This is a genomic window from Halopelagius fulvigenes, from assembly GCF_042662625.1.
GTDB lineage: Archaea > Halobacteriota > Halobacteria > Halobacteriales > Haloferacaceae > Halopelagius > Halopelagius fulvigenes.
The window spans coordinates 250,416-274,129 of the sequence record NZ_JBHSXH010000004.1; the positions used below are offsets into that span (position 1 = coordinate 250,416).

Annotated in this window: 22 protein-coding genes and 1 pseudogene; 17 read left to right on the forward strand and 6 right to left on the reverse strand. The window is 67.5% G+C overall.

Features of this window, described 5'->3' with window-relative positions; genetic code table 11:
* The first annotated feature begins 61 nt into the window (after nt 1-61).
* From ACFQEV_RS01675 to ACFQEV_RS01715, 9 genes are all read left to right on the forward strand, one after another.
* Nucleotides 62-1,003, forward strand: a complete 942-nt coding sequence (locus ACFQEV_RS01675; protein WP_379692172.1) for a carbohydrate ABC transporter permease — start codon at nt 62-64, stop codon at nt 1,001-1,003.
* 2 nt (nt 1,004-1,005) lie between these two features.
* Nucleotides 1,006-1,839, forward strand: a complete 834-nt coding sequence (locus ACFQEV_RS01680) for a carbohydrate ABC transporter permease (protein ID WP_379692173.1) — start codon at nt 1,006-1,008, stop codon at nt 1,837-1,839.
* A gap of 91 nt (nt 1,840-1,930) precedes the next feature.
* Nucleotides 1,931-3,085, forward strand: a complete 1,155-nt coding sequence (locus ACFQEV_RS01685; RefSeq protein WP_379692174.1) for an ABC transporter ATP-binding protein — start codon at nt 1,931-1,933, stop codon at nt 3,083-3,085.
* A 150-nt stretch (nt 3,086-3,235) separates the two neighbouring features.
* The gene (locus ACFQEV_RS01690; RefSeq protein ID WP_379692176.1) at nt 3,236-4,291 is read left to right on the forward strand and encodes a 3-isopropylmalate dehydrogenase; all 1,056 of its coding nucleotides are present in this window, start codon (nt 3,236-3,238) and stop codon (nt 4,289-4,291) included.
* Nucleotides 4,292-4,297: 6 nt separating this feature from the next.
* The gene (locus ACFQEV_RS01695) at nt 4,298-5,509 is read left to right on the forward strand and encodes a hypothetical protein (protein WP_379692177.1); all 1,212 of its coding nucleotides are present in this window, start codon (nt 4,298-4,300) and stop codon (nt 5,507-5,509) included.
* Nucleotides 5,510-5,543: 34 nt separating this feature from the next.
* Entirely contained in the window at nt 5,544-5,828 is a 285-nt protein-coding gene (locus ACFQEV_RS01700; RefSeq protein WP_379692178.1) for a hypothetical protein, read from the forward strand.
* Nucleotides 5,829-5,832: 4 nt separating this feature from the next.
* Complete coding sequence (locus ACFQEV_RS01705) at nt 5,833-6,900, forward strand: hypothetical protein (protein ID WP_379692180.1); 1,068 nt, start codon at nt 5,833-5,835, stop codon at nt 6,898-6,900.
* A gap of 101 nt (nt 6,901-7,001) precedes the next feature.
* On the forward strand, nt 7,002-7,745 hold the full coding sequence (locus tag ACFQEV_RS01710) for an SDR family oxidoreductase (protein WP_379692181.1): 744 nt from the start codon (nt 7,002-7,004) through the stop codon (nt 7,743-7,745).
* 72 nt (nt 7,746-7,817) lie between these two features.
* Nucleotides 7,818-8,603 (forward strand): HpcH/HpaI aldolase family protein, encoded by a 786-nt coding sequence (locus ACFQEV_RS01715; protein ID WP_379692182.1) that lies wholly within the window; start codon nt 7,818-7,820, stop codon nt 8,601-8,603.
* A 188-nt stretch (nt 8,604-8,791) separates the two neighbouring features.
* On the opposite strand, the gene ACFQEV_RS01720 is transcribed toward ACFQEV_RS01715, so the two are convergent.
* The gene (locus ACFQEV_RS01720; RefSeq protein WP_379692183.1) at nt 8,792-9,697 is read right to left on the reverse strand and encodes a dihydrodipicolinate synthase family protein; all 906 of its coding nucleotides are present in this window, start codon (nt 9,695-9,697) and stop codon (nt 8,792-8,794) included.
* Nucleotides 9,698-9,789: 92 nt separating this feature from the next.
* On the opposite strand from ACFQEV_RS01720, the gene ACFQEV_RS01725 reads away from it, so the two are divergent.
* Entirely contained in the window at nt 9,790-10,218 is a 429-nt protein-coding gene (locus ACFQEV_RS01725; RefSeq protein ID WP_379692185.1) for a universal stress protein, read from the forward strand.
* 58 nt (nt 10,219-10,276) lie between these two features.
* Nucleotides 10,277-11,602 carry a nickel pincer cofactor-dependent isomerase, group 22 gene (locus ACFQEV_RS01730; protein WP_379692187.1) on the forward strand — a complete coding sequence of 442 codons (1,326 nt, stop codon included), beginning with the start codon at nt 10,277-10,279 and terminating at the stop codon, nt 11,600-11,602.
* Between the two features lie 5 nt (nt 11,603-11,607).
* Here ACFQEV_RS01730 and ACFQEV_RS01735 read toward each other — a convergent pair whose 3' ends face one another.
* A complete protein-coding gene (locus tag ACFQEV_RS01735) occupies nt 11,608-13,158 on the reverse strand; it encodes an amidase (RefSeq protein WP_379692188.1) in 1,551 nt (516 codons plus the stop codon).
* A gap of 442 nt (nt 13,159-13,600) precedes the next feature.
* On the opposite strand from ACFQEV_RS01735, the gene ACFQEV_RS01740 reads away from it, so the two are divergent.
* Entirely contained in the window at nt 13,601-14,569 is a 969-nt protein-coding gene (locus ACFQEV_RS01740; protein ID WP_379692189.1) for an alpha/beta hydrolase, read from the forward strand.
* Nucleotides 14,570-14,692: 123 nt separating this feature from the next.
* On the opposite strand, the gene ACFQEV_RS01745 is transcribed toward ACFQEV_RS01740, so the two are convergent.
* Nucleotides 14,693-15,349, reverse strand: coding sequence for a hypothetical protein (locus tag ACFQEV_RS01745; RefSeq protein ID WP_379692190.1), 657 nt, complete (start codon nt 15,347-15,349; stop codon nt 14,693-14,695).
* A 477-nt stretch (nt 15,350-15,826) separates the two neighbouring features.
* On the opposite strand from ACFQEV_RS01745, the gene ACFQEV_RS01750 reads away from it, so the two are divergent.
* The 4 genes from ACFQEV_RS01750 (at nt 15,827) to ACFQEV_RS01770 (ending at nt 19,742) form a co-directional block, all read left to right on the forward strand.
* On the forward strand, nt 15,827-16,939 hold the full coding sequence (locus tag ACFQEV_RS01750) for a S1C family serine protease (protein WP_379692192.1): 1,113 nt from the start codon (nt 15,827-15,829) through the stop codon (nt 16,937-16,939).
* Between the two features lie 501 nt (nt 16,940-17,440).
* Entirely contained in the window at nt 17,441-17,623 is a 183-nt protein-coding gene (locus ACFQEV_RS01760) for a hypothetical protein (RefSeq protein WP_379692210.1), read from the forward strand.
* Nucleotides 17,624-17,662: 39 nt separating this feature from the next.
* Entirely contained in the window at nt 17,663-17,968 is a 306-nt protein-coding gene (locus tag ACFQEV_RS01765; protein WP_379692193.1) for a hypothetical protein, read from the forward strand.
* 430 nt (nt 17,969-18,398) lie between these two features.
* Entirely contained in the window at nt 18,399-19,742 is a 1,344-nt protein-coding gene (locus ACFQEV_RS01770; RefSeq protein WP_379692194.1) for a class-III pyridoxal-phosphate-dependent aminotransferase, read from the forward strand.
* Nucleotides 19,743-19,763: 21 nt separating this feature from the next.
* Here ACFQEV_RS01770 and ilvA read toward each other — a convergent pair whose 3' ends face one another.
* Both ilvA and ACFQEV_RS01780 read right to left on the reverse strand, forming a co-directional pair.
* Entirely contained in the window at nt 19,764-21,020 is a 1,257-nt protein-coding gene (gene ilvA, locus ACFQEV_RS01775) for a threonine ammonia-lyase (protein ID WP_379692195.1), read from the reverse strand.
* Entirely contained in the window at nt 21,017-22,294 is a 1,278-nt protein-coding gene (locus ACFQEV_RS01780; RefSeq protein WP_379692197.1) for an amidohydrolase, read from the reverse strand. Before ACFQEV_RS01780 ends, ilvA begins: the two co-directional genes overlap by 4 nt.
* Before the next feature lie 132 nt (nt 22,295-22,426).
* Between ACFQEV_RS01780 and ACFQEV_RS01785 the strand changes: the two genes are divergently transcribed.
* Nucleotides 22,427-23,398 (forward strand): D-2-hydroxyacid dehydrogenase, encoded by a 972-nt coding sequence (locus tag ACFQEV_RS01785; protein ID WP_379692199.1) that lies wholly within the window; start codon nt 22,427-22,429, stop codon nt 23,396-23,398.
* Nucleotides 23,399-23,453: 55 nt separating this feature from the next.
* On the opposite strand, the pseudogene ACFQEV_RS01790 reads toward ACFQEV_RS01785, so the two are convergent.
* A pseudogene (locus ACFQEV_RS01790) lies at nt 23,454-23,714 on the reverse strand (Glu/Leu/Phe/Val dehydrogenase); the annotation flags it as partial.

Here is a 23,714-nt window from a genome sequence, read left to right on the forward strand (position 1 = left end):
GTCGTATCGCCGCAATTCACCCCCAACGTTTTTACCGGTCGCAGGGCATCGGAGAAGTACCTTGGCACAAGAAACCACACAACACATCAGGCAGAAGTACGGCATGGAAGAGACCACGCTGAGGGACCGTGCTCGGGAGAACTGGATAGGCTACCTGTTCATTCTCCCCACGTTCCTGATGTTCACGCTCCTGTTTTACTTCCCCATCGTGCGGGGCGTCTACATGACGTTCACCAACACGCGGTTGGGGGGAGTGGGGACGTTCGTCGGTCTCGACAACTACGTGTGGCTGTTGACGAACGACCTGTTCCACTTCGCGTTCGGGTGGACGCTCGTGTTCGTGTTCGGAACGACGTTCCTGCAGTTGTTCATCGGGCTCATCGCGGCGCTCCTGTTGGCCGAACTCCGAAGCGGGTTGCGCGAGTGGACCAGCGCCATCGTCATGTCCCCCTACTTCTCCGCACCGCTCGCAGGGGGTGTCATCTGGCTGTGGTTCCTCAACAGCGACTTCGGGATGGTTCCGAGACTCATCACGGACGTCTTCGGCGTGACGACGCCGGCGTTCCTCGCGGAGGACCTGTGGCCGTACGTGTCGCTCATCGTCGCGCAGTCGTGGCACGACTACGGGTACGCCGGCATCATCTACGCGGCGGCCATCGTCGGCATCCCGCGCGAACAGTACGAGGCGGCGGCGTTGGCCGGGGCGGGTCGCCTCCGGCGGTTCCGCGACGTGACCCTCCCGCACCTTGTGACGCCCACCATCGTCATCCTCGCGCTTCGGACGGCGTGGAACGTCGCGGAGTTCGCGCAACCGTTCGAGCTGACCGGCGGCGGTCCCGGGACGCGGACGATGCTGATGAGCATCCTCACGTACGAGACGGCCTACGTGAACCTCCAGTTCTCGCGGGCATACACGCTCGGGATGGCCATGATCGTCATATCGATGACGGCGGCCATCTTCTACGTGACCGTCATCCAAGACGAGGAGGAGATGTACGTCTGACCATGATAAACGAAACTCGCCGCTCCCGACTGATACTGTACGTCGTGCTCGGACTGTTCGCGCTGTTCGCCTTAGCGCCGTACTACTGGGTGATTCGGACGTCGTTCCTGACGGACTTCGCCGCCATCAACCCGGAGACGAACTACCTCCCGGCGCTGAAGAACCTGACCATCACGGCGTACGAGCAGATATGGGAACGGTACAACTTCGTCACGTTCTTCAGCAACAGCATCATCGTCTCCGTCACGGCGACTGTCATCTCGCTTTTCTTCTCCATCCCCGGCGCGTACGCGTTCGCGCGACTGGACTTCCCGGGGCGGAAGGCGCTGTTCTACACCGCCGTCTTCACCATCATGTTCCCGTGGATAGTCATCACCATCCCCGTCTACGAGGTGTTCTTCATCCTCGGCCTCATCAACACCCTCACGGGCGTCATCATCGCCCTGTCCATCTTCGTCCTCCCGCAGACCATCTGGCTGCTGCAGGGCTTCTTCAGGCAGGGCATCCCCGAGAACATCGAGGAGGCGGCGCTCATCGACGGGCACAGCGAACTCGGGGCGTTCCTGCGGATCGTCCTGCCCCTCTCCGCGCCCGCCGTGGGCGCGGCGGCCCTGTTCGCGTTCCTGACCGCGTGGAACAACTTCCTGTGGGTGTTCGTCCTCACGAGCGACGAGGAAGTGCGCACGGCCACGGTGGCCCTGCACTACATCCTCGGGAGCGACGTGCTCCGGCAGTGGAACATCCTCATGGCCTCCGTGGTGCTTCTCGTCGCGCCGCCGGTGGTCTTCTACGGTCTCTCGCAACGCTACGTCGGCGAGGGACTGGGAGGGATGTGAGGCGCATCGGCGTCCCGAGGAGGGTTTCGACCCTCCTATCGGGGATACTACTAAATAACTGAGATGCAAACCCAAACTGGAGTAAGTTAACATGGCACGTGTACAATTCGACGACGTAACGAAAGTGTTCGAGGACACGTCCGGTCCGATAGTCGCCGTCGAGGAGTTGTCGCTCGAAATCCCGGACGGCGAGTTCGTGGTGTTCGTCGGTCCGTCGGGGTGCGGGAAGTCCACGACGCTGCGAATGTTGGCAGGGTTGGAGACGATCACGGACGGCGAGATTCGGTTGGACGGACAGCCCGTCAACGATATGTCGCCGAAGGAACGCGACATCGCGATGGTGTTCCAGTCGTACGCGCTGTACCCTCACAAGACCGTCCGTGAGAACATGGCCTACGGGCTGAAGTTGAGCACCGACCTCAGCGACGAGGAGGTGAACCGCCGCGTCGTCGAGGCGGCCGAGATGATGGGCATCGAGGACTTGCTCGACAAGAAACCCGGAAGCCTCTCCGGAGGGCAACAGCAACGCGTGGCGACCGGTCGCGCCATCGTCCGCGAACCGGCGGTGTTCCTGTTCGACGAACCCCTCTCGAATCTGGACGCGAAGCTCCGCAAGCACATGCGGACGGAGTTGTCGCGCATCCACTCGGAACTCGGCATCACGACCATCTACGTGACGCACGACCAGGAGGAGGCGATGACGATGGCCGACCGCATCGTCATCCTCGACAACGGCCAACTCCAACAGGTCGGCTCGCCGAAGGAGGTGTACTACCGACCGGCCAACGCGTTCGTCGCCGACTTCATCGGCTCTCCGAGCATGAACTTCTTCGACGTGGACCTCCACGTCGAGAGCGACGGAACCGGAACCTTGGTCGGCGAGGGCATCTCGTACGGCGTCTCCGAGGAGATAGTCGACGCCGTCGGCGGCGAGGGCGAGTACACGCTCAGCATCCGCCCGGAGAACCTCCGCGTGGACGACACCGTGCCGCCCGCGAAGAGGTTCGAGGCGGAGGTGGACGTCGTGGAGATCGTCGGATCGGACAACTTCCTCTACCTGCGGGTCGGCGGCAAGGAGTGCCGCCTCCGCGCGCCCGTCGAAGTCGAACCGGCGGAGGGCGAGATAGTGGACGTGACGTTCGACGAGTCGGACCTCCACCTGTTCGACCGCAACACCGAGGAGGCACTCGTTCACGGGCACGAACGGGCCGAGACGGCGCGTCGGACGGTGGAACAGGAGGCCTGATGCGGCGAGTGGCGACCGTTCGGTGATCGAGTCGGATCGAAGTCGAAACGGACGAGGCCGGACCGAGGACCCGGCGACGAGTCGGACACGTGCCGCGATGACCGTCGCCGCCGGGGGAACGCTTTTGACCGCTCTCGGCGACTCTCGGGTGTGACGTACGATATCGCGCTACTGCCGGGAGACGGTATCGGAGTCGAAGTCGTCGACGCGACGCTCCCGATACTCGAAGACGCCGCGGAGCGAGGCGGATTCACCGTCGAGACGACGCGGTACGACTGGGGGAGCGAACGCTACTTAGAGGAGGGGTCGATGATGCCCGACGACGCCATCGAGACCCTCGACGGCCACGACGCCATCCTGTTGGGCGCGGTGGGGCACCCGGACATCCCCGACCACGTGACGCTCCGGGGGATGATGCTCCCCATCAGGAAGGCGTTCGACCAGCAGGTGTGCAAGCGCCCGTCCGTGCTGTTCGACGGCGTGGAGAGTCCCCTCCGGGGGTACGAGGGCGGCGATATCGACTTCGTCGTCTTCCGGGAGAACACCGAGGGCGAGTACTCCGACGCCGGCGGCCGCGAACACCGGGGGCACCCGCACGAGGTGGCGGTCCAGACGGCCATCTACACGCGGCGGGGGACCGAGACCATCGTCCGCGAGGCGTTCGAGGCGGCCGCCGAACGCGACGGTCACCTGACGAACGTCACGAAGTCGAACGCGCAGGCCCACGGGATGGTGTTCTGGGACGAGGTGGTCGAGGAGGTGGCCGAGGAGTACCCCGAGGTGGAGGTCGAACGCCTCCTCGTGGACGCGGCGTCGATGGACCTCGTGCGCCGCCCCGACGAGTTCGACGTCCTCGTCGCCTCCAACCTGTTCGGCGACATCCTCACCGACCTCGGAGCCATCGTCAGCGGAAGCGTGGGACTCGCCCCCTCGGCGAACATCAACGTCGAGGGCCACTCCCCGTCGATGTTCGAACCGGTCCACGGAAGCGCGCCCGACATCGCGGGCGAAGGCGTCGCGAACCCCCTCGCCACCGTCCTCTCCGTCTCGATGCTCTACGACCACCTCGGCGAGGAGTCCGCCGCCGCGGACCTGTGGGACGCCGTCGCGGCCCAGTTGGCCGACGCCGACGCGCCGCGGACGCCGGACCTCGGGGGCGAGTCGGGGACCGAAGCGGTCGTCTCCGACCTCCGGACGCGCCTCTGAACGGCCGTGCGACTTCGCTCCCGCGGAACCGACCCGGAGGTCGCGCGGTTCTCGGCGACACTCCGTCGCCTCGACGAGGAGGCGTTCGCCGCCTTCGTCGCGGCCGTCTGGGAGGCGCGCGGGCGGTCAGCGACGCGAGACGGGACGACGCTCTCCGTCGAACACCGCGGTGAGAGGAGTCGCCTCCGAGTCACGCACGGCGAACCGACGCCGGGACGCGGCGGACGGGCGACGCGAGTCGTCACCTCCCGTATCGTCCCCGAATCGACCGCCGACGCGCCGGAACCGGCCGTCGTGGACGCCGCGGAACTGCTCCGTATCGTCCGGTACGCGGTCGAACGCGGCCGAGCGTCGTCGCTCCTCGACCGGCACCTGGGTCGCGGTGCCGGGAAGTTCGCCGCCCCCGGTGCCGTCCGCGCGGAGCGCGAACGGACCCGGAGTCGGCGCAGACGCCTCGGGCGACGAGTCGCCGCCGCCGTGGTTCTCGCGGCGTGTCTCGGCGTCGTCGCCCTCGGCGGACCGAGCCTCGTCTCGTCGTTCGACGCGTCGTTCGGGTCCGCTGAGGACGCCGCACCGCCGACCGACCGGCCGACCGAACTGGCGAGCGAACCGGCACGCGAATCGGCGCGCGAATCGGCGACGGCGGGGAGCGAAGCGACCCGTCTCGGTGAGCGTCCCGACTACGCCGCACTCGGGTGTCCGCCGCCGCCGGACGACGCCGACCCGGGAGAACTCACCCCGGCCGTCGTCCCCGGAGCGAGTGCGTCGGGGTTGGACGGGTGGCGACTCCTCGACTCCGAGCGCATCGCGTCGTTCGACGGCCGAATCGACCTCGGCGACCGCCCCGAACCGGCGGTGCGGTACACCGCGAGGTACGTCCCGCCGTCGGGCGAGACGCTCAGACTCACCGTGGACCGGTGGCGGTCGGTCGCCGCCGCTGACACCGTGGCGCGGTCGCTGGCGGAGACGAACCAGACCGTCCTTCGGTGGGGTCGGTACACCGTCGTCGTCCGCGCGTTCACCGCGGACGGGGGTCGCCTCTCCCGCGCACAGACGCTCGACCGGTCGCGGGTGCTTCTCGCGGCGGTGCGGGACCCCTCCGGCAGTCGCCTCGGCTTTCGGTGCGTCTCGTCGCTCCTCGACGAGGCGAACGCGTCGGACGAGGGCGGCGTATCCGGAGACGGCGACGCCGCGCCCGCACCCGTTGACGGCGCGTGAAAGTTTTATATTCGATGAAGCGCCACGGGTGAACATGGCACACGGCCCGGACGCGGTCCACGAACTTGTCTCGGAGTCGGGGTGGTCCTACCCCGTCTCCGTGCGCCGGTTAGAGCGTGAACACGCGTTGGCGAACGTCCAGTTGGACGAGGACGGCAACTCCATCATGCTGGCGGAACTGCTCTCGGAGACGAACGTCGACCGCTTCGAGAGCCGAGATGACCTCGAAGCGAAACTCGGCCCGGTGTTCGAATCGGAGAGCCGACGCCGGAAGGTGGGCTTCTTCGGACGCATCAAGCGGACGTTCCTCGGGGGGTGACCGAATGAACAAACTCAGAGCGTTCGTCGTCGGCGGATCGGTCGCACTCGCGGTCGTCACCCTGTGGGCCGCGTTCCGCTACGGCGTCGCGCCGACGTCACGGCCGGGCTATCTCAGGGCGGCGGCCGCCGTCGTCCTCCTGCCGGCGATTCCGGTCGCCTTGACCCGCGGGAAACTGTGGGTCCGCCGCCTCGCGGAGTACCGGCGCAACGGGTCAAGCCTCAGTTTCGAGCGGAAGTCGATATTCGTCTCCGGCGACGGGGTCGGCGACGCCGACGAGACGCTGGCCGACATCGAGGCGGCCGTCGCCGCCGCCGACGAGTACGACGAGTGCCGCCGCGACCGGTTCGGCGAGGGCCGCGGCCTCACGGTTCGCCACACCGGCTTCCACAACTCCTTCGTCCGCATCGCGGGCGACGGGCGAGTCATCGTCACCGGCGCCTCGGAGAACACCCACTTGCTCGCCTCCCTCGTGGAGCGAGCAGTCTCGCTCCCGATGGAACGGACGCGGATCCACCCGCTTCTCGAGCCGAAACCCGTCCGCGGCGCGCCGCGGGCGTTCCTCGGACTGTTCCTCGTCGCCCTCTTCCTGTTCGGCGTCGGCGGCGTGGGGGCCGCGGCGTACCCCGCGGACGCCTATAGCGCGCCCGAGCGGACCGTCTTCGTCGGGTACGACGCGCGGGCCGACGCCCTCCCCGGGTACGACGAGACGGACGCGACGGTGGACAAAGCCGCCCTCCTCGTGAAGGCACTCGACGAGGAGGCCGTCGAACTGCAGTGGGACCGCGACGACGCAACCAGACTCTCCGAACACACCCGGCAGTCGGTCTTCCTGTCGGCGCGGGGCGCGGAGATGCTTGACGACGCGCGCGGCGAGAGCCTCGACGCCGCGGAGCGAAAGCGGGTGTCGGCGCTCGAATCCGACCTGCACGCGGCGGAGTGTCGCGTCGCCTCGGCCATCATCACCCGCATCGAGAAGGGACGCGTCGAGGGCGACGCGGAGACGTTGCGGGACGCGCGGCGGACCCTCCGCGAACGGGCGGCGGCGGCCGGCCACGCCTGTACCGCCTGAGGCGGGGAGAGAGCGGAACCGGAACCGAACAGTCGTCCGAACGCTCGTGACAACGGTTCGAAACCTCACCTTTACCGTGTCCGAGCGAGAGTACCTCGCGTATGGACGAAGACGCACTCGAAGGGAACGTCGCGTTCGTCACGGGAGCCACCTCCGGGATCGGCCGCGCGGCGGCCCTCGAACTCGCCGCCGAGGGGGCGCACGTCGCCCTCGCCTCGCGCCGGGAGGAACGACTCGAAGCCGTCGCCGACGAGGTGCGGAGCGAACACGACCGGGAGGCGCTCGTCGTCCCGACGGACGTGACCGACCCGGAGCAGGTTCGGTCCGCGGTGGAAGAGACGGCCGAGACGTTCGGCAGGATAGACGTCGTCGTCGCCAACGCGGGCCTCGGCGTCAACGAACCCGTCGAGGACCTCTCCGTCGAGGATTTCGAGCTGATGATAGACGTGAACGTCAACGGGATGTTCTACACGGCGCAGGCGTCGCTCCCGCACCTCCGGGAGTCCTCCGGTAATCTGGTGTTCCTCGGCAGTTTCGCTGGGCAGTACCCGCGGCCGAACGACGCCGTGTACGCCGCCACGAAGTGGTGGACGCGGGGGTTCGCGCTGAGTCTCGAAGGGACCGTCGGCGACGACGACGTGGCCGTCACCGTCGTCAACCCGACGGAGGTGCGGACGGAGTTCGGGTCCGAGACGGACACGGAGATGAAAGACCGCTTCGAACCCGGCGAGGTGACCGAACCCGCGGAGGTGGCCGAAGCCATCGCGTTCGCGGCGAAGCAACGCCCGCCGAACACCGTCAGCGAGATAGACCTCTACCGCCGCGACAAGTTCTCGCACTTCTGACCGCCGCCCCGGGCGGCGGCAACGCCGGCCCGGAGTCGAAGGTATAGGTGGCCGGCCGACGAGGGAGAGAACATGACCGAAGACGGCGGACTGGCGCGCATCGCCGAGGCGACGGACCCGTTGATAGGGACGTGGGTCACCATCCCCGCGCCCGCGACGGCGGAGTTGCTGGCCGGACTCGGCTACGACTTCGTCTCGTTCGACCAAGAGCACACGCCGGTGTCGTACGAGACGATGGAGGACATGCTCCGGGCGGCGGACGCCGCCCCCGGGACGACGGATTCGCTCGTCCGCGTCGCCGACGACGACCCGACGACGCTGAAGCGGACGCTCGATTTGGGCCCGACGGCGATTCTCGTCCCGATGGTCGAGACGCCCGAACAGGCCGAGGAGATAGTCGATGCGAGTCGTTACCCGCCGGAGGGACGGCGGGGACTCGGCCTCACCCGCGCGTCGGAGTACGGTCGCTCGCTCTCCGACCACGTCGAGACGGTCGAAGACGGCCTCGCCAGGTTCGTCCAACTGGAGTCCGAACGCGCCGTCGAGAACGCCGGAGACATCGCAGAGGTGGACGGCATCGACGGCCTGTTCGTCGGGCCGGTGGACCTCTCGCTTTCGATGGGTCGCTTCGGGGAGTGGGACGACGAGGCGTTCCTCGAACACGTCGAGAGCGCCGTCGGGGCGGCCCGCGACGCCGGCGTGGCCATCGGAACGCTCGCCACCAGCGCGGAGCAACGCGAGGAGCGTCTCGACTGGGGCGTGGACTTCCTCGTCGCGGGCGTGGACGCGATGCACCTCGCGGAGGGAGCGTCGGCCGCCCTCGACCACTCGGAGGGCCTCGTCCGACGGGAGGAGTGAGTCGGCCCGGGTCCGGTCGGCGTCGAACCGAGGAGGCGTCGCGGGGGCGGGGGAGTCCACGCTTACGAGTGAACGTCCGGGGGACTCCACGGTTACAAGTGAACGCCCGGTGACTCCACGGTTACGAGTGAACGCCGGGACGAGAGCGACCGTGGGCGGCGGAAACGGGGAGAACGAGGAACGTCCCGCTACTCGTAGGCGGCGACGACGCCCTCGACGAGCGACGCGATGTCGTCGCGCGCGTCGGCGTCGAGTTCGACCAACGGCGGCCGAACCTCGTCGGTTTCGAGGACGCCGCGGGCGCGGAGGCCGGCCTTCGTCGCCGGGGCGAACCCGTGTTTGACGCACTGCTGGAACAGGGGGGCGATGTACTCCTCGTGGACGCTTCGGGCCGTCTCCGCGTCGCCGTTCGCCGCCGCCTCCGTCGCCGCCGCGAACGCCTCGGGAATCACGTTCGAGAGGGCGTTGACGCCGCCGTCGGACCCGAACAGCAGTCCGGGGACGAGGTGGCTGTCGAACCCCTCGAACAGTTGGAACGACTCGGGCGTCCGCCGCAGGAGTTCTGAGAAGTAGTTGAAGTCGCCGCTGGAGTCCTTCACGCCGAGGATTCGGTCGTGGTCGGCGAGTTCGACCGCGGAGTCGGCGGCGATGGGCCGGCCGACGCAGGCGGGGATGTTGTAGAGGTATATCGGAAGCGCGGCGTCGTCGGCGACGCGTCGCACGAACGCCTCGTCGCCCGCCGGGTCGTTCGACCCGTGGAAGTACGGGAGGGTGATGAGGGCGGCGTCGGCGCCGACGTCCGCCGCCGTCTCGATGCGTTCCAGCGTCTCCGCGACGCTGGTTCCCGCGGTGCCCGCCATCACGGGCGCGGCGTCGGCGTACTCGACGGTCGTCTCCAGAACCGCCCGGTACTCGGCGGCGTCGAGGCTGGCGAACTCTCCCGTCGTCCCGCAGGGGACGAGGCCCGTCACGTCGCCGTCGAGGACGTGTTCGACCAGTTCGCCGAGAGCCTCGTGGTCCACGTCGCCGTCCGCGAAGGGGGTGACGAGCGGGCAGTGCGCGCCTTCGAACCGTCGTGCGACGTCTTCCGTCATCGTGGGTCACTCCCCCGCGGCGGCAGTTATACCTTGGCACGCCGGCAGCCCGCCGCCAAATTTTATGTGCGCATGCGAAGAGGTATCATGGTATGGCGATACTGGCAGCAGTCGACGGCGACGAGGAACCCGACCGCGCGGTCACCGTCGGAGAGGACCTCGCGGCGGCGTACGACGACGAACTCGTCGTCGTCCACGTCCTCTCACAGGAGGAGTTCGAGAGGCGAGACGAGGTCCGGCGGGGCGAACGCTACACCGTCGAGGACGGACAGCACGACGCGGAGGCGACGGCGCGTACGGTCGTGAAAGCCTCGACGGACAGGCCGGGACCGGTGGTGACGCGCGGGCGCGTCGGCGACGTGGTGGAAGAACTGCTGAGCGAGGCCGAACGGGTGGACGCGAAGTACCTCGTCGTCGGCGGGCGCAAGCGGACGCCCGTCGGGAAGGCCCTGTTCGGGAGCACCACGCAGTCGGTGCTCCTGAGTTCGGACGTGCCCGTCGTCGCCGTGATGGACGAGTGAGGGCGAGTCGGACGAACCGGCGCGGGATTCATTAGCACGGAGGCGAAAGCGGAGAGAGATGGTCGAACTGGAGTTTCCGGGCCGGGAACGACTGGAGGCGGTGAACGACGCGTCGTTAGCGGACCTCCCGGCGTTCGCGACGGTGCGGACGGTGACCGACCCGCCCGAGGTGGACGACGTCCCCGCGGCCACCGCCGCGGCGATAGCCGAGATACCGGCGCTGAGCGACCTTCCGCGCGGGGCCGAGGTGGCGATAACCGCCGGCAGTCGGGGGATACACGACATGCCGACCGTCCTCTCGACGGCCGTCGAGGAACTTCGGGACCGGGGACTGGAACCGTTCGTCATGCCCGCGATGGGGAGTCACGGGGGCGCGACGGCGGAGGGGCAGGTGGAGACGCTCGCGTCCCTCGGCGTCACGGAGGCGTCGATGGACTGCGAGATTCGGTCGTCGATGGCCGTCGAGCGAGTGGCCGAGGACCCGAACGGCGAACCGGTGTACGCCGCGCGCGACGCACTCGACGCCGACGCCGTCCTCCTTGCGAATCGCGTGAAACTCCACACCGACTACCGCGGGCCGATAGAGTCCGGCCTCTGTAAGATGGCCGTCATCGGCCTCGGGAAGCACCGCGGTGCGGAGAACATGCACAACGCCGCCATCGCCCGCGGGTTCGACGAGGTGGTCCCCGAACGGGCGGAACTGCTGTTCGAGGCGGACGACGTGCCCATCGTCGGCGGCATCGCCGTCGTGGAGAACGACAGGGAACGCGCCGCGCGCGTCGAGGGCGTCCCCGTCGAGAACCTGCCCGAACGCGAGGAGGAACTCCTCGAACGGTCCGCGGACCTGTTCCCCTCCCTGCCCGTCGAGCAACTGGACTTCCTGATGGTGGACGAACTCGGCAAGAACGTCAGCGGAACCGGGATGGACACGAACGTCGTCGGGCGGGTTCGGTTCCACAACCAACCGGCGGTCCACGCCCCGGAGATAACCCGCATCTACGTCCGGTCGGTCACCGAGGAGTCCCACGGCAACGCCATCGGCATCGGCCTCGCGGACTTCGTGAGCCGCAAACTCCTCGAATCGGTGGACTTCGAGGACATGTACGTCAACATCACGACCAGCGGAGAACCCGAGCGCTCGAAGGTGCCGTTCGTCGTTCCCTGCGACGCGACGGCGTTCGTCCTCGCCGCGTCGATGACCGGCGTGCCCGACCTCTCGGAGATGCGAATCGGCCGCATCAGGAACACGCTCGAACCCGGGACGATGCTGGCGTCCGAACCCGTTCTCGACGAGTTGGAGGGGCGAGACGACGTGGAAATCGGTCCGCGCCGGCGATTGACGTTCGACGACGACGGGCGGTTGACGACCGAAATAGAGGGGTGACCGCCCTACGCGTCCCCGTCCCGCACCCGTTCGAACGTGCGCGCGATTCGGAGGAGGCGCGCGTCCTCGTACGGTCCGGCGACGAACTGGACGCCGACCGGGAGTGCGTCGCCGCCGTCGTCACCGTCGGGCACGGTCACGGCGGGGACGCCGGCGAGGTCCATCGGACGCGTGTTGTACGCGAGCGGCACGTCGAGGCCCTCGTCCGCGTCCGCGTCGTACTCGTGCGGCCGCCACGCGCCCACCTCCGGCGCGACGACGGGCATCGTCGGCGAGACGAGAGCGTCGCGGCCGTCTAAGGCGGCGTCGAACTCCGATTTCAACGTCGCACAGACGTTCCGCGCTCGGGTGTAGTGGCGGCCGTCGTAGCGGTCGAGGAGTGTCGCGCCGACGAGAGCGCGTTCCTTCACCACGTCGCCGAACCCGACGCCCGCGGCGGACTGACGGGCGCTAGCGGCGTCGTACCGAGCGGTGTCGAACGGCCCCGGGCGTTCGAGGGGGAGTCCGTTCCGGCGGAGTGCGGCGGCGAACTCCACGTTCGTTACCGCGTTCCAGACGTAGACGGCGTCTTCGACGGTCGGCAGGCGAACTGACTCGACGGTCGCCCCCGCGGATTCGAGCGTCGCCACCGCGCCTCGGAAGCGTTCGCGCACCTCCTCGGAGACGTGGTCCGAGAGGAGTTCCTCGGGGACGCCCAAAGAGAGGTCCGAAACATCGGGCGCGTCGGCCAGTCCCGCCGCGCACTCGCCGACCGGAATCTCCGTCGCCAGCGCCGAAGACGGGTCGCGGGCGTCGTAGCCGCCGACCACGTCGAATCCGAGCGCCGCCGTCTCCACGTCCGGCGCGAGCGTTCCGACGTGGTCGAGCGTGTACGCCAAGTCCACGAACCCGTCGCGCGGCACCGCGCCCCACGAGGGTTTGAAGCCGACGACGCCGCAGAACGACGCCGGAATGCGGACCGACCCGCCGGTGTCGCTCCCGAGTGCGAGGTCCGCCGACCCCTCGGCGACGGCGGCGGCGCTTCCGGAGGAGGATCCGCCCGCGACCCGACTCTCGTCTCTCGGGTTGGTCACGGGGCCGAACGCGCTGGTTTCGCTCGTCGGCCCGTAGGCGAGTTCGTCCATGTTCGTCTTCCCGACGAGTCGCGCGCCCGCCGAGAGCAGTCGGTCCACGACGCTCGCGTTCCGCCGGGGGACGACGCCCTCGAAGACGCGCGACCCGCACGTCATCGGGACGCCCGCGACGGCGATGTTGTCCTTCACGGCGACGGCCACGCCCGAGAGGGAACCGTCATCGTCGCCGTCACCGCTGGACTCCGCCTCGAACGCCGTGATGTAGGCGTTGTGCGGGTCGTCGTCCCCGTCGGGCGCGCGAACGTCGCGCACGGATACCGACTCCGAGGCGTCCGCCGGCGCGAGTTCGTCCAGCGCGGCGTATCCGTCGAGTTCGTCGTTCACGCCGCGGGCGAACCGTTCGGCGTCCGCCGCCGAGAGGTCGAACCCCATCGACTCGCCCGCCTCCGCGACCCACGCCGCCGAGACGGGGGAGAGGGGCATCGGCACTACGGCCACCCCCGCCACCGGACGGGCGGCCTGTCGTCGAATCTCGTCATGCGTTCCCGACTCACGGGGGAGGCCCGCATAACCGTTCGGGATGGCGAAAGCGCCCGACGGGCCGACCGACGTCGGCGACTGCGAGAGGGCGGAGACACCCTTCGCAACGAGAAACGAGACGACAAAACTAGCAAAGGCAGAAAAGAAGTTTGGGTAGCAAAACTAGCAAAGATAGGAAAACTTCGATAGAGACTTCGAAGGAAAGGTCCGAAGGTGCGTTCGAGGGAAGGAAGTCGCCGCTCCCTAGTTCTTTGGTACCGAATCGCGTGGAGGTTCGTATGCGAGTGACTGCAACCGACGCGTTCGAGGAAAGTTCCCGCACGGGGCTTCGCACCGGATCGAACGAGGAACCCCCCTCTCGCGCCGACGAAGGGAGGAAGCGGCGATGACGGGGGAGTCGATGGACGGCGTGAACGAGGACGCCGGACGGGGCGAGTTGCACCCCGACGCGCGGGCGTTCCTCGACGGCCTGGCGGCGAAGGGTCTCCCCTCGACGGCGACCCTCTCCGTCGAGTCCGCGCGGGAACAGTCGGGGATGCTCGTCGAACGGACGGAGGGGCCCGAGGTGGAGGACGTGTTCGACGTCTCGATTCCCGGTCCGGACGGCCCGGTTCCGCTTCGCGTCTACCGACCGGCGGGCGACGACGGGCGGGGCGTTCTCGTCTACTTCCACGGCGGCGGGTGGGTGCTCGGCGGACTCGACAAGATGGACGCCGCCTGCCGCCACATGGCCGTCGAGTCCGGTCGGTTGGTCGTCTCGGTGAACTACCGGCACGCGCCGGAGCATCCGTTCCCCGCCGGACTGCGCGACTGCCGCGCCGCGACGCGGTGGGTGACGGAGAACGCCGACGCTATCGGCGGCGACGCGGGGAGGGTGACCGTCGGCGGCGATAGCTCGGGCGGCAACCTCGCGGCGGCGGTCGCGCTTTCGTTTCGGGACTTCGACGGCCCCACCCTAGAACGGCAGTTGCTGATATACCCCGCGACGGAACACGCCTTCGACACGGAGTCCCACGAGGAGAACGCGTCGGGGTACTACCTCGAACGCGCCGACTCCCGGTGGTTCTGGGACCACTACCTCGACGACGAACTCGACGGCAAACACCCGTACGCCTCGCCGTTGCGGGCGCGGGACCTCTCGGGACTCCCGCCCGCGTCGATTCTCACCTGCGGGTTCGACCCCATCCGCGACGAGGGTATCGCCTACGCGAGACGTCTCTCCGAGGCGGGCGTCCCGGTTCGACACCACCACTACCCCGACCAGATACACGCGTTCGTCGGGATGTTCGTCGAACCGATGCGCTCACACGCTGAGGAGGCCCTTGCGACCATGCTGAACGACCTCTCGGAGTGAGGTGGCGGACGAGGGAGGCGCGGAAGCGTCCGCGCGTCGTCGTGGCGGCCTCTCCCGGCGATTCAGTCGTCGAGAGGCCGTCCGACCGTCGTGCGAGGTGATCGAACGCCGCGCCGACTCGTCTCACCGCATCCGAGAGACGAACGCGTACGACGCACCCAGCAGAAATCCGGTCGCGTGGAGCGCAGTCGCCAGTCCCCCGGTCGCGATGTCCCCGACGAACACCACCGTCGCGTAGCACAGGAAGGCGGACGCGAGCGTCGCGTTCCGTTCCGAGACGCCTCCGGCGGCGAGTTCGCCCGCCACGTACCCGGTCACGGCGAATCCGACCGTCGACGCGCCGTACCCGAACTTCGTCTGTCCGGTGACGAGAAACACCGCCGCCGACACCGGGGGTGTGACGACCACGAGACGGGCGTAGGCGGCGCGAATCGCGTCCGCCGACTCGTTCGAGATACGGAAACCGACGGCGGCGACGGCGAACAGACCGAGGTTCTTCAGCAGGTGAAGCGGGGGTCGCTGCGTCGGGTCGTGAAAGAGGACGTGCGCGAAGACGCCCACCGCCCGGACGGGGAGCTCTTCGAGCGACGAGGGGGGCGTCGATCGGAGCGTGAACAGTCGAAACCGGGAGACGGAGGGTTGGACGAGGAAGAACCAGACGGTGACGACGGCGGGGAACCACCCGACCGACGCGGCGTACTCCAGCGACGACCGGAGCGAACTCCGACCGAATCGCTCCCCGAAGAGTGCGGAGTCCGGCGGCGAACGACCGACGCCCATGTAGTCGTACCCCGTACGTCCGGGTGGTAGGTTGTAACAAACACCATATTCCGCCGCGGCAGAAAGGCGGTACGACTAACGAGGGAATAATCGCTCGGCGCGCCGGAGGCCGCCTCTCTAGAGCGAGAAGCGGTGTACGCCGGCCGTACGTCCGACGGAGGCGGATAACGTCGCGCTAACTCACCCCACAGAGGTGAACAGGAACGTTCCTCGCCGAGAGCGTCGATCCGGCGAGAGCGGTGGCGGCCGACGTTCAATCGAGTCCCGTTACGGCCGTACGACTGTAACGACGAACAGCCAGTCAGGTATTCCTGAGCGAGTGCGCGGTTCGGCGCTGCGTAACGCGATTCTGCGAGAGTTCGACTTCGAGTAACGCGTCTGAATCGCCCGCGTCCATTGTCGTCCGTCTATCACCGTTTCGATATCTCGCGTTCGTCCGCCACGTCGCTTATGGAAGAGAGATAAAGACAATCGTGTGTGGTGCTTGTCAACTATCGTGTCGTCGGCGTCGTCCTTCTGCTTCTCACCGCGGGGACGGGTGTGGCGGGGGCGTCGTCCGTCGGCACCGACGGTTCGACCGAGGAGAACAGACTCCGACAGACGGGAGTGCAGACGCAAGCGCAGGCGCAGTGTGACTACACGAAGGTGTACAACCAGACCATCGACTCGGTGGTCGCGGTGCGGACGGAGTCGGGGCTCGGTTCCGGGTTCGCCTACGCTGTGTCGGAGAACAACTCGACGAGTCACGTCGTGACCAACGCCCACGTCGTCGGCGAATCGAACTCCGTCGTCGTCCAGTTCGCTCGCGGCGAGTCGAAGCTCGGAACCGTCGTCGGGCGGGACAAACGCTCCGACCTGGCCGTCGTCCGGGTGAACGAGACGCCGGCGTACGTCGAGTCGCTCCCGGTGGCCGAGTCGCCCCCCGACCGCGGGGCGAGAGTCGCCGCCCTCGGGAGCCCGTTCGGGTTCGAGGAGACGATAACGCACGGCATCGTCAGCGGGACGAACCGCTCGATGCCGACCACGCGCGGGTTCGCCGTCCCGAACGTCGTCCAGACGGACGCGCCCATCAACCCCGGTAACAGCGGCGGACCGCTGGTGACGTGCGGCGGCGACGTCGTCGGCGTCAACACCGCGGGCATCTCCGCCTCCCGCGGCGAGAACATCGGGTTCGCGATTTCCGCGTCGCTCATCGAGCGTGTCGTCCCGTCGCTCGTTCGGACCGGCGAGTACAAGTACTCCTACCTCGGCGTGGCGGTCACCGAGACCACTCCTCCGCTCGCGTCGGCGAACGGACTCAACTCGACGGAGGGCGTGTACGTCACCTCGACGGTGCCAGGGACGCCCGCGGCGGACACCCTCCGCGAGACGAGGGAGTACCGACGGGTCGGTGGATTCACCGTTCCGGTCGGCGGTGACGTCATCGTCGCCGTGGATGGACGGCAGATACAGTCGCCTGAGGACCTCTCGTCGTACCTCGTCACCGAGACGCAACCCGGAGAGACGGTGACGCTGACAGTCGTGCGCGACGGTGAACGGCGGCAGGTGAACGTGACGCTGGCCGAACGACCCGAACCGCGGAGCGGATAGACGCGAATCGGCGCGGGGTACCGCCGCACTCCGACCGGTGCCTCTTCGCGGCGAACGGCGCTACGTCCTTCCGACCGGCGGGCCGGACGGCGCGCGGTGTACGTGCCGTCCTCCCGGCGGATGCCGAGGATGTTGATTCCTTCTTCGGACCGCAGATCTAGGTCCGCGAGTCGTTCGTTCGCCAGCCACGACCCCGTCCGAACGGTGAGGTCCGCGACGGTGAACTCGCGGTTGAGGTTCATCAGGCCGACGTAGTCGCGGAGTTCGAAAGTCGCGGTGCAACTGAGAGCGCGCTTGATGAGCGGAGTGAGGAGACTGTGGAACGCCTCGCTACGCGAGAGAGCGACGAGAACGGCCGCCACGCCGAGCAGGATGAGCAGTCGAGGGAGGCGCGTCGCCGGGCGGGTAAACGAGAGGACGAGCGTCGCGATAGACGTCGCGAGACCGACGTTCCCCAATCGCACCAGCGTCTTCACGACTCGGCGTCGCGCCGGGTACGCGGTGATTTCTTCCGCCTCCTGCGTGGTGAATCCGGCACCGGAGAACGCCGAGAGCGACCGGAACGACGCCACCTCCCTGGAGACGCCGGTCATCGTGAGCGCAACCGTCCCCATTCGAACGATGAGTAACGAGAGCGACACGACGATAATCAACGAAATCAGTGCGTACATCGGGTCGTTCTAGCCGCCGAAGACTGAAAGGTTTGATCTGGTATGCGAAGAGGTGGCAGAGACGCGTCCGCCGTCTCTCCCGCCGAAGCCTTCGAGAGGAGAACCTGAGTATTCGAACATGAGAGAGACGATAGTTCGTCTTCGCGTCGATGAGGCGACGGACGGTAGTCGTCTGCTCACCGTTTCGATGGAAATTATTGGAATTCTGTTCACGGTCGATATCTCCGTTACTGGCGGGCGGGACCGTTTTCGACAGACAGAGAGAGCGCCGATAAAGAGGCCAATTGATATTGGTTATATTTCATTCTTCGAGACCTACCCTGAGTTAGGGATATTTTCGCCCATATATCCGAAGTAGTTGAACGTATTATCCGCACTTCCCCGATATCGTTGTACTTCTCACTGATACAAGTATATTTATTCGATCTAGCGGACATCCGCCGGAAGGTATCGGGAGAACGAGTTCACTCGGTTACCATGCAGACGGTTCGTCGGCGTCCGCCTCGAACCGGACGTCGGCGCGGAAACTCGCGAACGACGGCGCGAGTGCGAAAACGCCGTCTTAGGAATTTTCGCGGTTAACGACGGAGTAGAACTCGTTTGTACGACAATAATCGGGAGCGGTCTCCGAATATCTCGCAATGTTCGCTATTAGTTTACTCCTGTCGGAGTGAAAACGGTCGGGGGAACGGGCCAACGGCGAATATTTGGGACTGTTTTGGGTTTGTTTTCTACTTTCTGGTTCGAAAATAATTAGTTTTAATGTACGGAGTACACACACACTGTGTATGGATAGGCATACCGCGGAACCGACAGCGGAGGGTCTGCCCGGACCGAACGCGGCGGCGTGGATAAACTTTCACTCCGAACACGCGGCGCCCAGCGAGTACTCCCACGAGTTCGTCTGGGACGTGACGGCGGAGGCCGACGGGCCGTTCGTGACCGACGTGGACGGCAACGTCCTCTTGGATTTCACCTGCCACATCGGCGCGGCCCCCCTCGGCTACAACAACGAGAAGGTGATCGGCAAACTCCGGGAGTTCGACCTCGTGGACCCGATGAAGATAGCCGGACAGGACATGTACTTCGGCGCCGGCGGCGACCCCGAATCGACGGAGTTCCCCGGGTCGAGTCACCTGATGAAGAAGCTCTGCGAGGTGTCGAGTCAGTACGGGATGGATACGGTGTTCCTCTCGAACTCGGGGGCGGAGGCCGTCGAGAACGCGATGAAGATATCGTACGACCACAACCCAGAGGCGAAGTACGGGTACGCCTTCGAGGGGAGTTTCCACGGCCGGACGTTCGGCACCCTCTCGGTCACTTGGTCGAACGAGGTGTACACCCGCCGCTACCCCGAACTGTCGGGGATGCGGACGGTGCCGTTCTGCGGCGACAGACACCACACGGCGGAGACGTGCGACTGCGGCTTCTTCACCGGCGACGGGTCGCAGTTGCGACGGAGTCTCTCCCCCGAGGGCGGGCACATCAACCCCGACGAAATCGCGTTCCTCGTGATGGAACCGATTCAGGGCGTCGGCGGGTACCGCTTCCCGAGCGACGATTTCATGCGGGAGGTGCAGGACGTGACCGACGAGTACGACATCCCCCTCGTCGTGGACGAGATTCAGTCGGGCGTCGGGCGGACGGGCGAGATGTGGGCCTCCGACCACTACCCCATCGAACCCGACGTCATCGCGAGTGCGAAGGGACTCCGCGTCGGCGCGACCATCTCGAGGAAGGACATCTTCCCCGAGGAGAAGAACCGCTTGGGCTCGACGTTCGGCGGCGGCGACATCCTCTCGTCGATGCAGGGCGTGTTCACCCTCGAAGCCATCGAGGAGCACGACCTGTTGGACAACGCGACGGCGCGCGGCCGACAGGCCAAGGAACTGCTCCGCGACGGCGCGCCGGACCACGTGGTGGACGTCCGCGGGAAGGGCCTCATGCTCGCCGTCGAGTTCGACACCGCGGACCGTCGCAATACGGTCGTCCGAGAGTCGCTGAAGCGCGGCCTCCTGACGCTCGGGTGCGGGAAGAAGACGATTCGACTGCTCCCGCCCCTCGACTCGACCGAACGCGAGATAGAACTCGGCATCGCCATCTTCGCCGAGGCCATCGAGGCGGCGCACTGACCGCCGCGACGCCTCTTTTTATCAATCGAGCGTGTGCGAGACGACGCTGACGCCGTCGAGTCCGGCGAGTCCGGCGACGACGTCCCGGAGGTGGTCCGGACCGCTTCCCTCCAAGCCGACGGCGACTGGCGTCCGGTTCGGGTGGTCCGCGTCCGTCCGCCGCGCCCGTTCCACCGCGTCGAGTCCCGCACCGCGGTCCGACACCGCGTCGGCGACGGTTCCGAGACTCCCCGGCCAGTCGGCGACGTGCAGTCGCGCCTCGGCGTACCGACCGAGGGACATCAGGCCGGTCCGGGCGAGTTCGCCGTGTTCCGTCAGGTCCACGTTGCCGCCGGAGACGACGGCGGCGACGCGTTCGTCGGTCACGTCCACCGCGTCCGAGAGGAGGGCGGCGACGGGCGCGGCACCGGCGGTCTCAGCCACCGTCTTCGCGCGTTCCGCGAGCAAGGTCACCGCGACGGTGATCTCCTCGTCGCTGACGGCCACCACGTCGTCCACGCGTTCCTCGACGACGGCGAACGTCTTTTCGAGCATGCGGGTGTCGGCGATGCCATCCGCCACGGTGTCCACGTCCGGGAGTTGGTGAATCTCGCCGCGTTCGAGCGACGGTTTCGCGTGGGCGGCACCCTCGGGTTGGACGCCGACGACGCGCACCTCAGGGTCGTGCTCCTTCAGAACCGTGGCGACGCCGGAGATGAGTCCGCCGCCGCCGATGGAGACGAGGACGGTATCGACGTCGGGGAACTGCTCGACTAGCTCCGCGCCGACGGTGCCCTGCCCGGCGATGACGCTCTCGTCGTCGAACGGGTGGACGAACTCGTAGCCCTCCGAGTCCGCGAGTTCGAGGGCGTACTCGTAGGAGCGTTCGTAGATGTCGCCCTCGACGACCACCTCCGCGCCGTAGCCTCGGGTGGCCGCTATCTTGGCGGCCGGCGTCACCTCCGGCACGACGATGGTCGTGTCGATGCCGAGGAGTCGGCCGGCGAGTGCGACGCCCTGCGCGTGGTTTCCGGCGCTCGCGGCGACGACGCCTCGCTCTTTCACGCCCTCGGGCAACGTCGCCATCGCGTTGTACGCGCCGCGAATCTTGAACGACCCCGTGCGCTGCATGTTCTCCAGTTTGAGGCCGACGGACGCCGCGCCCGACATCTCCGCGAACGTCGTGGACACGTCGAGTGGCGTCTCGTGGGCGATTCCCTCGATCCGGTCCCGCGCCGCCGCCACGTCCGCGACGGTGACGACGGCGTCCGCGCTCTCGGGTGCCGAACCCTCCGTCACGGCGACTCACCCACGGAGAGAATCGCGTCCGTCAACACCTCGACGCCGTGTTCTAAACTGCGCTCGTCCACGTCGAACGTCGGCGTGTGGTGACTCGTCGGGTGGTCGGTGCCGACGACGAGGTACGTCGCCCGCCCACCCTCCTCCTTGGCGCGCCGCATGAGGAACGTGGCGTCCTCGCTCGCGCCGAAGTCGGCGCTTTCGAGCACGGAGTCGACGCCGGAGGCGTCGCGGGCGGCGTCGGCGACGACGGCCGCGAGTTCCGGGTCGCTATCGACGCGGGGGGACTCGCTGACGACGTTCACCTCCGCCTCGCACCCGTGCATCTCGCCCGCCGTCGTGAGCGTGTCTCGGAGTTTCTCCTTCATGTACTCCATCAGTTCGGTCGTCTCGCCGCGCGCCTCGCCGTGGATGGTCGCCTCCTCTGCGATGACGTTGCTCGCCGTCCCCGCCTCCGCGACGCCGACGTTGACGCGGGTCATTCCCTCGGAGTGCCGGGGGATGGCGTAGGCGTTCTGGATGGCCGTCCCGAGGGCCTGCATCGCGTTGTCGCCCTCGTTGGGGGCTTTGCCCGCGTGCGCCGACGTGCCCTTGAACGTCGCGTCCACGTGGCACATCGCGAGGATGCGTTCGATGCCGGCGACGACTTCGCCCGTCGGGTGGTCGAGGCCGACGTGGACCGCGAAGAGGTAATCGAGGCCCACGGCGTACTCGCTCTCGGCCATCGGACGGCCGCCGCCGGACACCTCCTCCGCGGGTTGGAAGAAGACGGTGAACCGGCCCGAGAAGTCGCTCTGCTTGACGGCGTCGAGAACCGCCAGCCCCCACGTCATGTGGGCGTCGTGCCCGCAGGCGTGCATCGTCCCCTCGTTCTCCGACCGGAACCCCTCGCGGGCGGGGAGGTGGTCCTCCCCGTCGGACTCCTCGATGTACAGGGCGTCGATATCGACGCGGAGGCCGACGTGCGGTCCGTCGCCCCGGTCGAGGACGGCCACGAGTCCCGTGTTGCCGCCGGCCATCCTCTCGACTACCTCCTCGTCCGCGCCGCGTTCGACCGCCCGCCGCATCCACGGCCGCACCTCCTCGGGGTCCGGCGCGGCCATCCTGTCTTCGGGGTCGTACGCCTCGGGTCCGACGGCGAGTTCGTCGACGCCGATTTCTTCGATTCGCTCTGCGAGCGTCGCGGTGGTGTAGAACTCCCGCCACGCCGGTTCCGGGTACCGGTGGAACTCTCGACGCAGTCGGCTCAGGTCGAGCGTGGTCGTCGCTGCCATACGACCCACTAACACGCTCCACCCCCTTAGTTGTACACAAAATTCGTGCATGGCGAATACACGAAGGACTAAGTGCGGGTGAGACGATCGTTCACTACCGATTCGCGTCGGAAGGCGCGGAGTGAGCAACAGATGACCGACACACCGGATATCGTCGTCCTCCGCGAGGGGACGGAAGGGCTCTCGATGGAATCGTACGCAGAAGCGCTCCGCGAACGCCTCCCCGAGAGGACCGTCGCGCACGCCCGAACCCCGAAGCAGGAACGGGAACTCGTCGCGGAGGCGCGCGTCGCGACGGGCATCACGCTCGACCCCGAACTCGTGGAGGACGCCTCGAACCTCGAACTGTTCGCCTGCACGTTCGCCGGGACGGACCACGTCCCGATGGACGAACTCGCCGCCCGCGGCGTCGGCGTCACGAACGCCGGGGGCATCCACGCGCCGGGCATCGCCGAACAGGCCATCGGCAACATGCTCGTGTTCGCGCGCCGCCTGCACGAGGGGTGGCGGCGCAAGCGGAACGCCGAGTGGCGGCACTTCCAATCGGGCGAGTTCACCGACAGCACCGTCACCGTAATCGGCCTGGGGTCAATCGGGCAGGCCGTCGTCCAACGCCTGCGGGGCTTCGAGGTGGACACCATCGGCGTCCGCTACACCCCCGAGAAGGGCGGCCCCACCGACGAGGTGGTCGGCTTCGACGAGGACGCGATTCACGACGCCCTCTCCCGGAGCGAGTACGTCGTCGTCGCCTGCCCCCTGAACGACCTGACGCGCGGACTGATAGGGGAAGCGGAGTTCGCCACGATGCCGACGGATGCCGTCCTCGTCAACACCGCCCGCGGCGGTATCGTGGACACCGACGCCCTCGTCTCGGCCCTGCAGTCGAACAAGATTCGCGGCGCGGCCCTCGACGTCACCGACCCCGAACCCCTCCCCGCCGACCACCCCCTGTGGGACCTCGAAAACTGCCTCGTCACGCCCCACACCGGCGGCCACACACCGAAGCACTGGGACCGCCTCGCCGACATCGTCGCCGAGAACGTCGCCCGACTCGACGAGGGGGGCGAACTCGTCAACGAGGTTCTCGCGCGAGGGGACGACTGAGACGGGGGCGGCCGCCGAGGGCGTCGAAACGGAATTCGAGCGTTCTCCGACCGCGCTACGGCCAGAGGCCGCGCGTGGACTTCGCCTCCGCGACGCGGCGGAGTGCGACCACGTACGCGGCGTCGCGCCACGTCACGTCGCGCGCCTCGAACTCCTCGCGCACGTCGGCCCACGCGGAGAGCATCTGCGATTCGAGTTCGTCGTGGACGCGTTCGAGCGACCACTGCCGCCGGTTGATGTCCTGCAACCACTCGAAGTACGAGACGGTGACGCCGCCGGCGTTCGCGAGGATGTCCGGAACCACCGGAATCCCGCG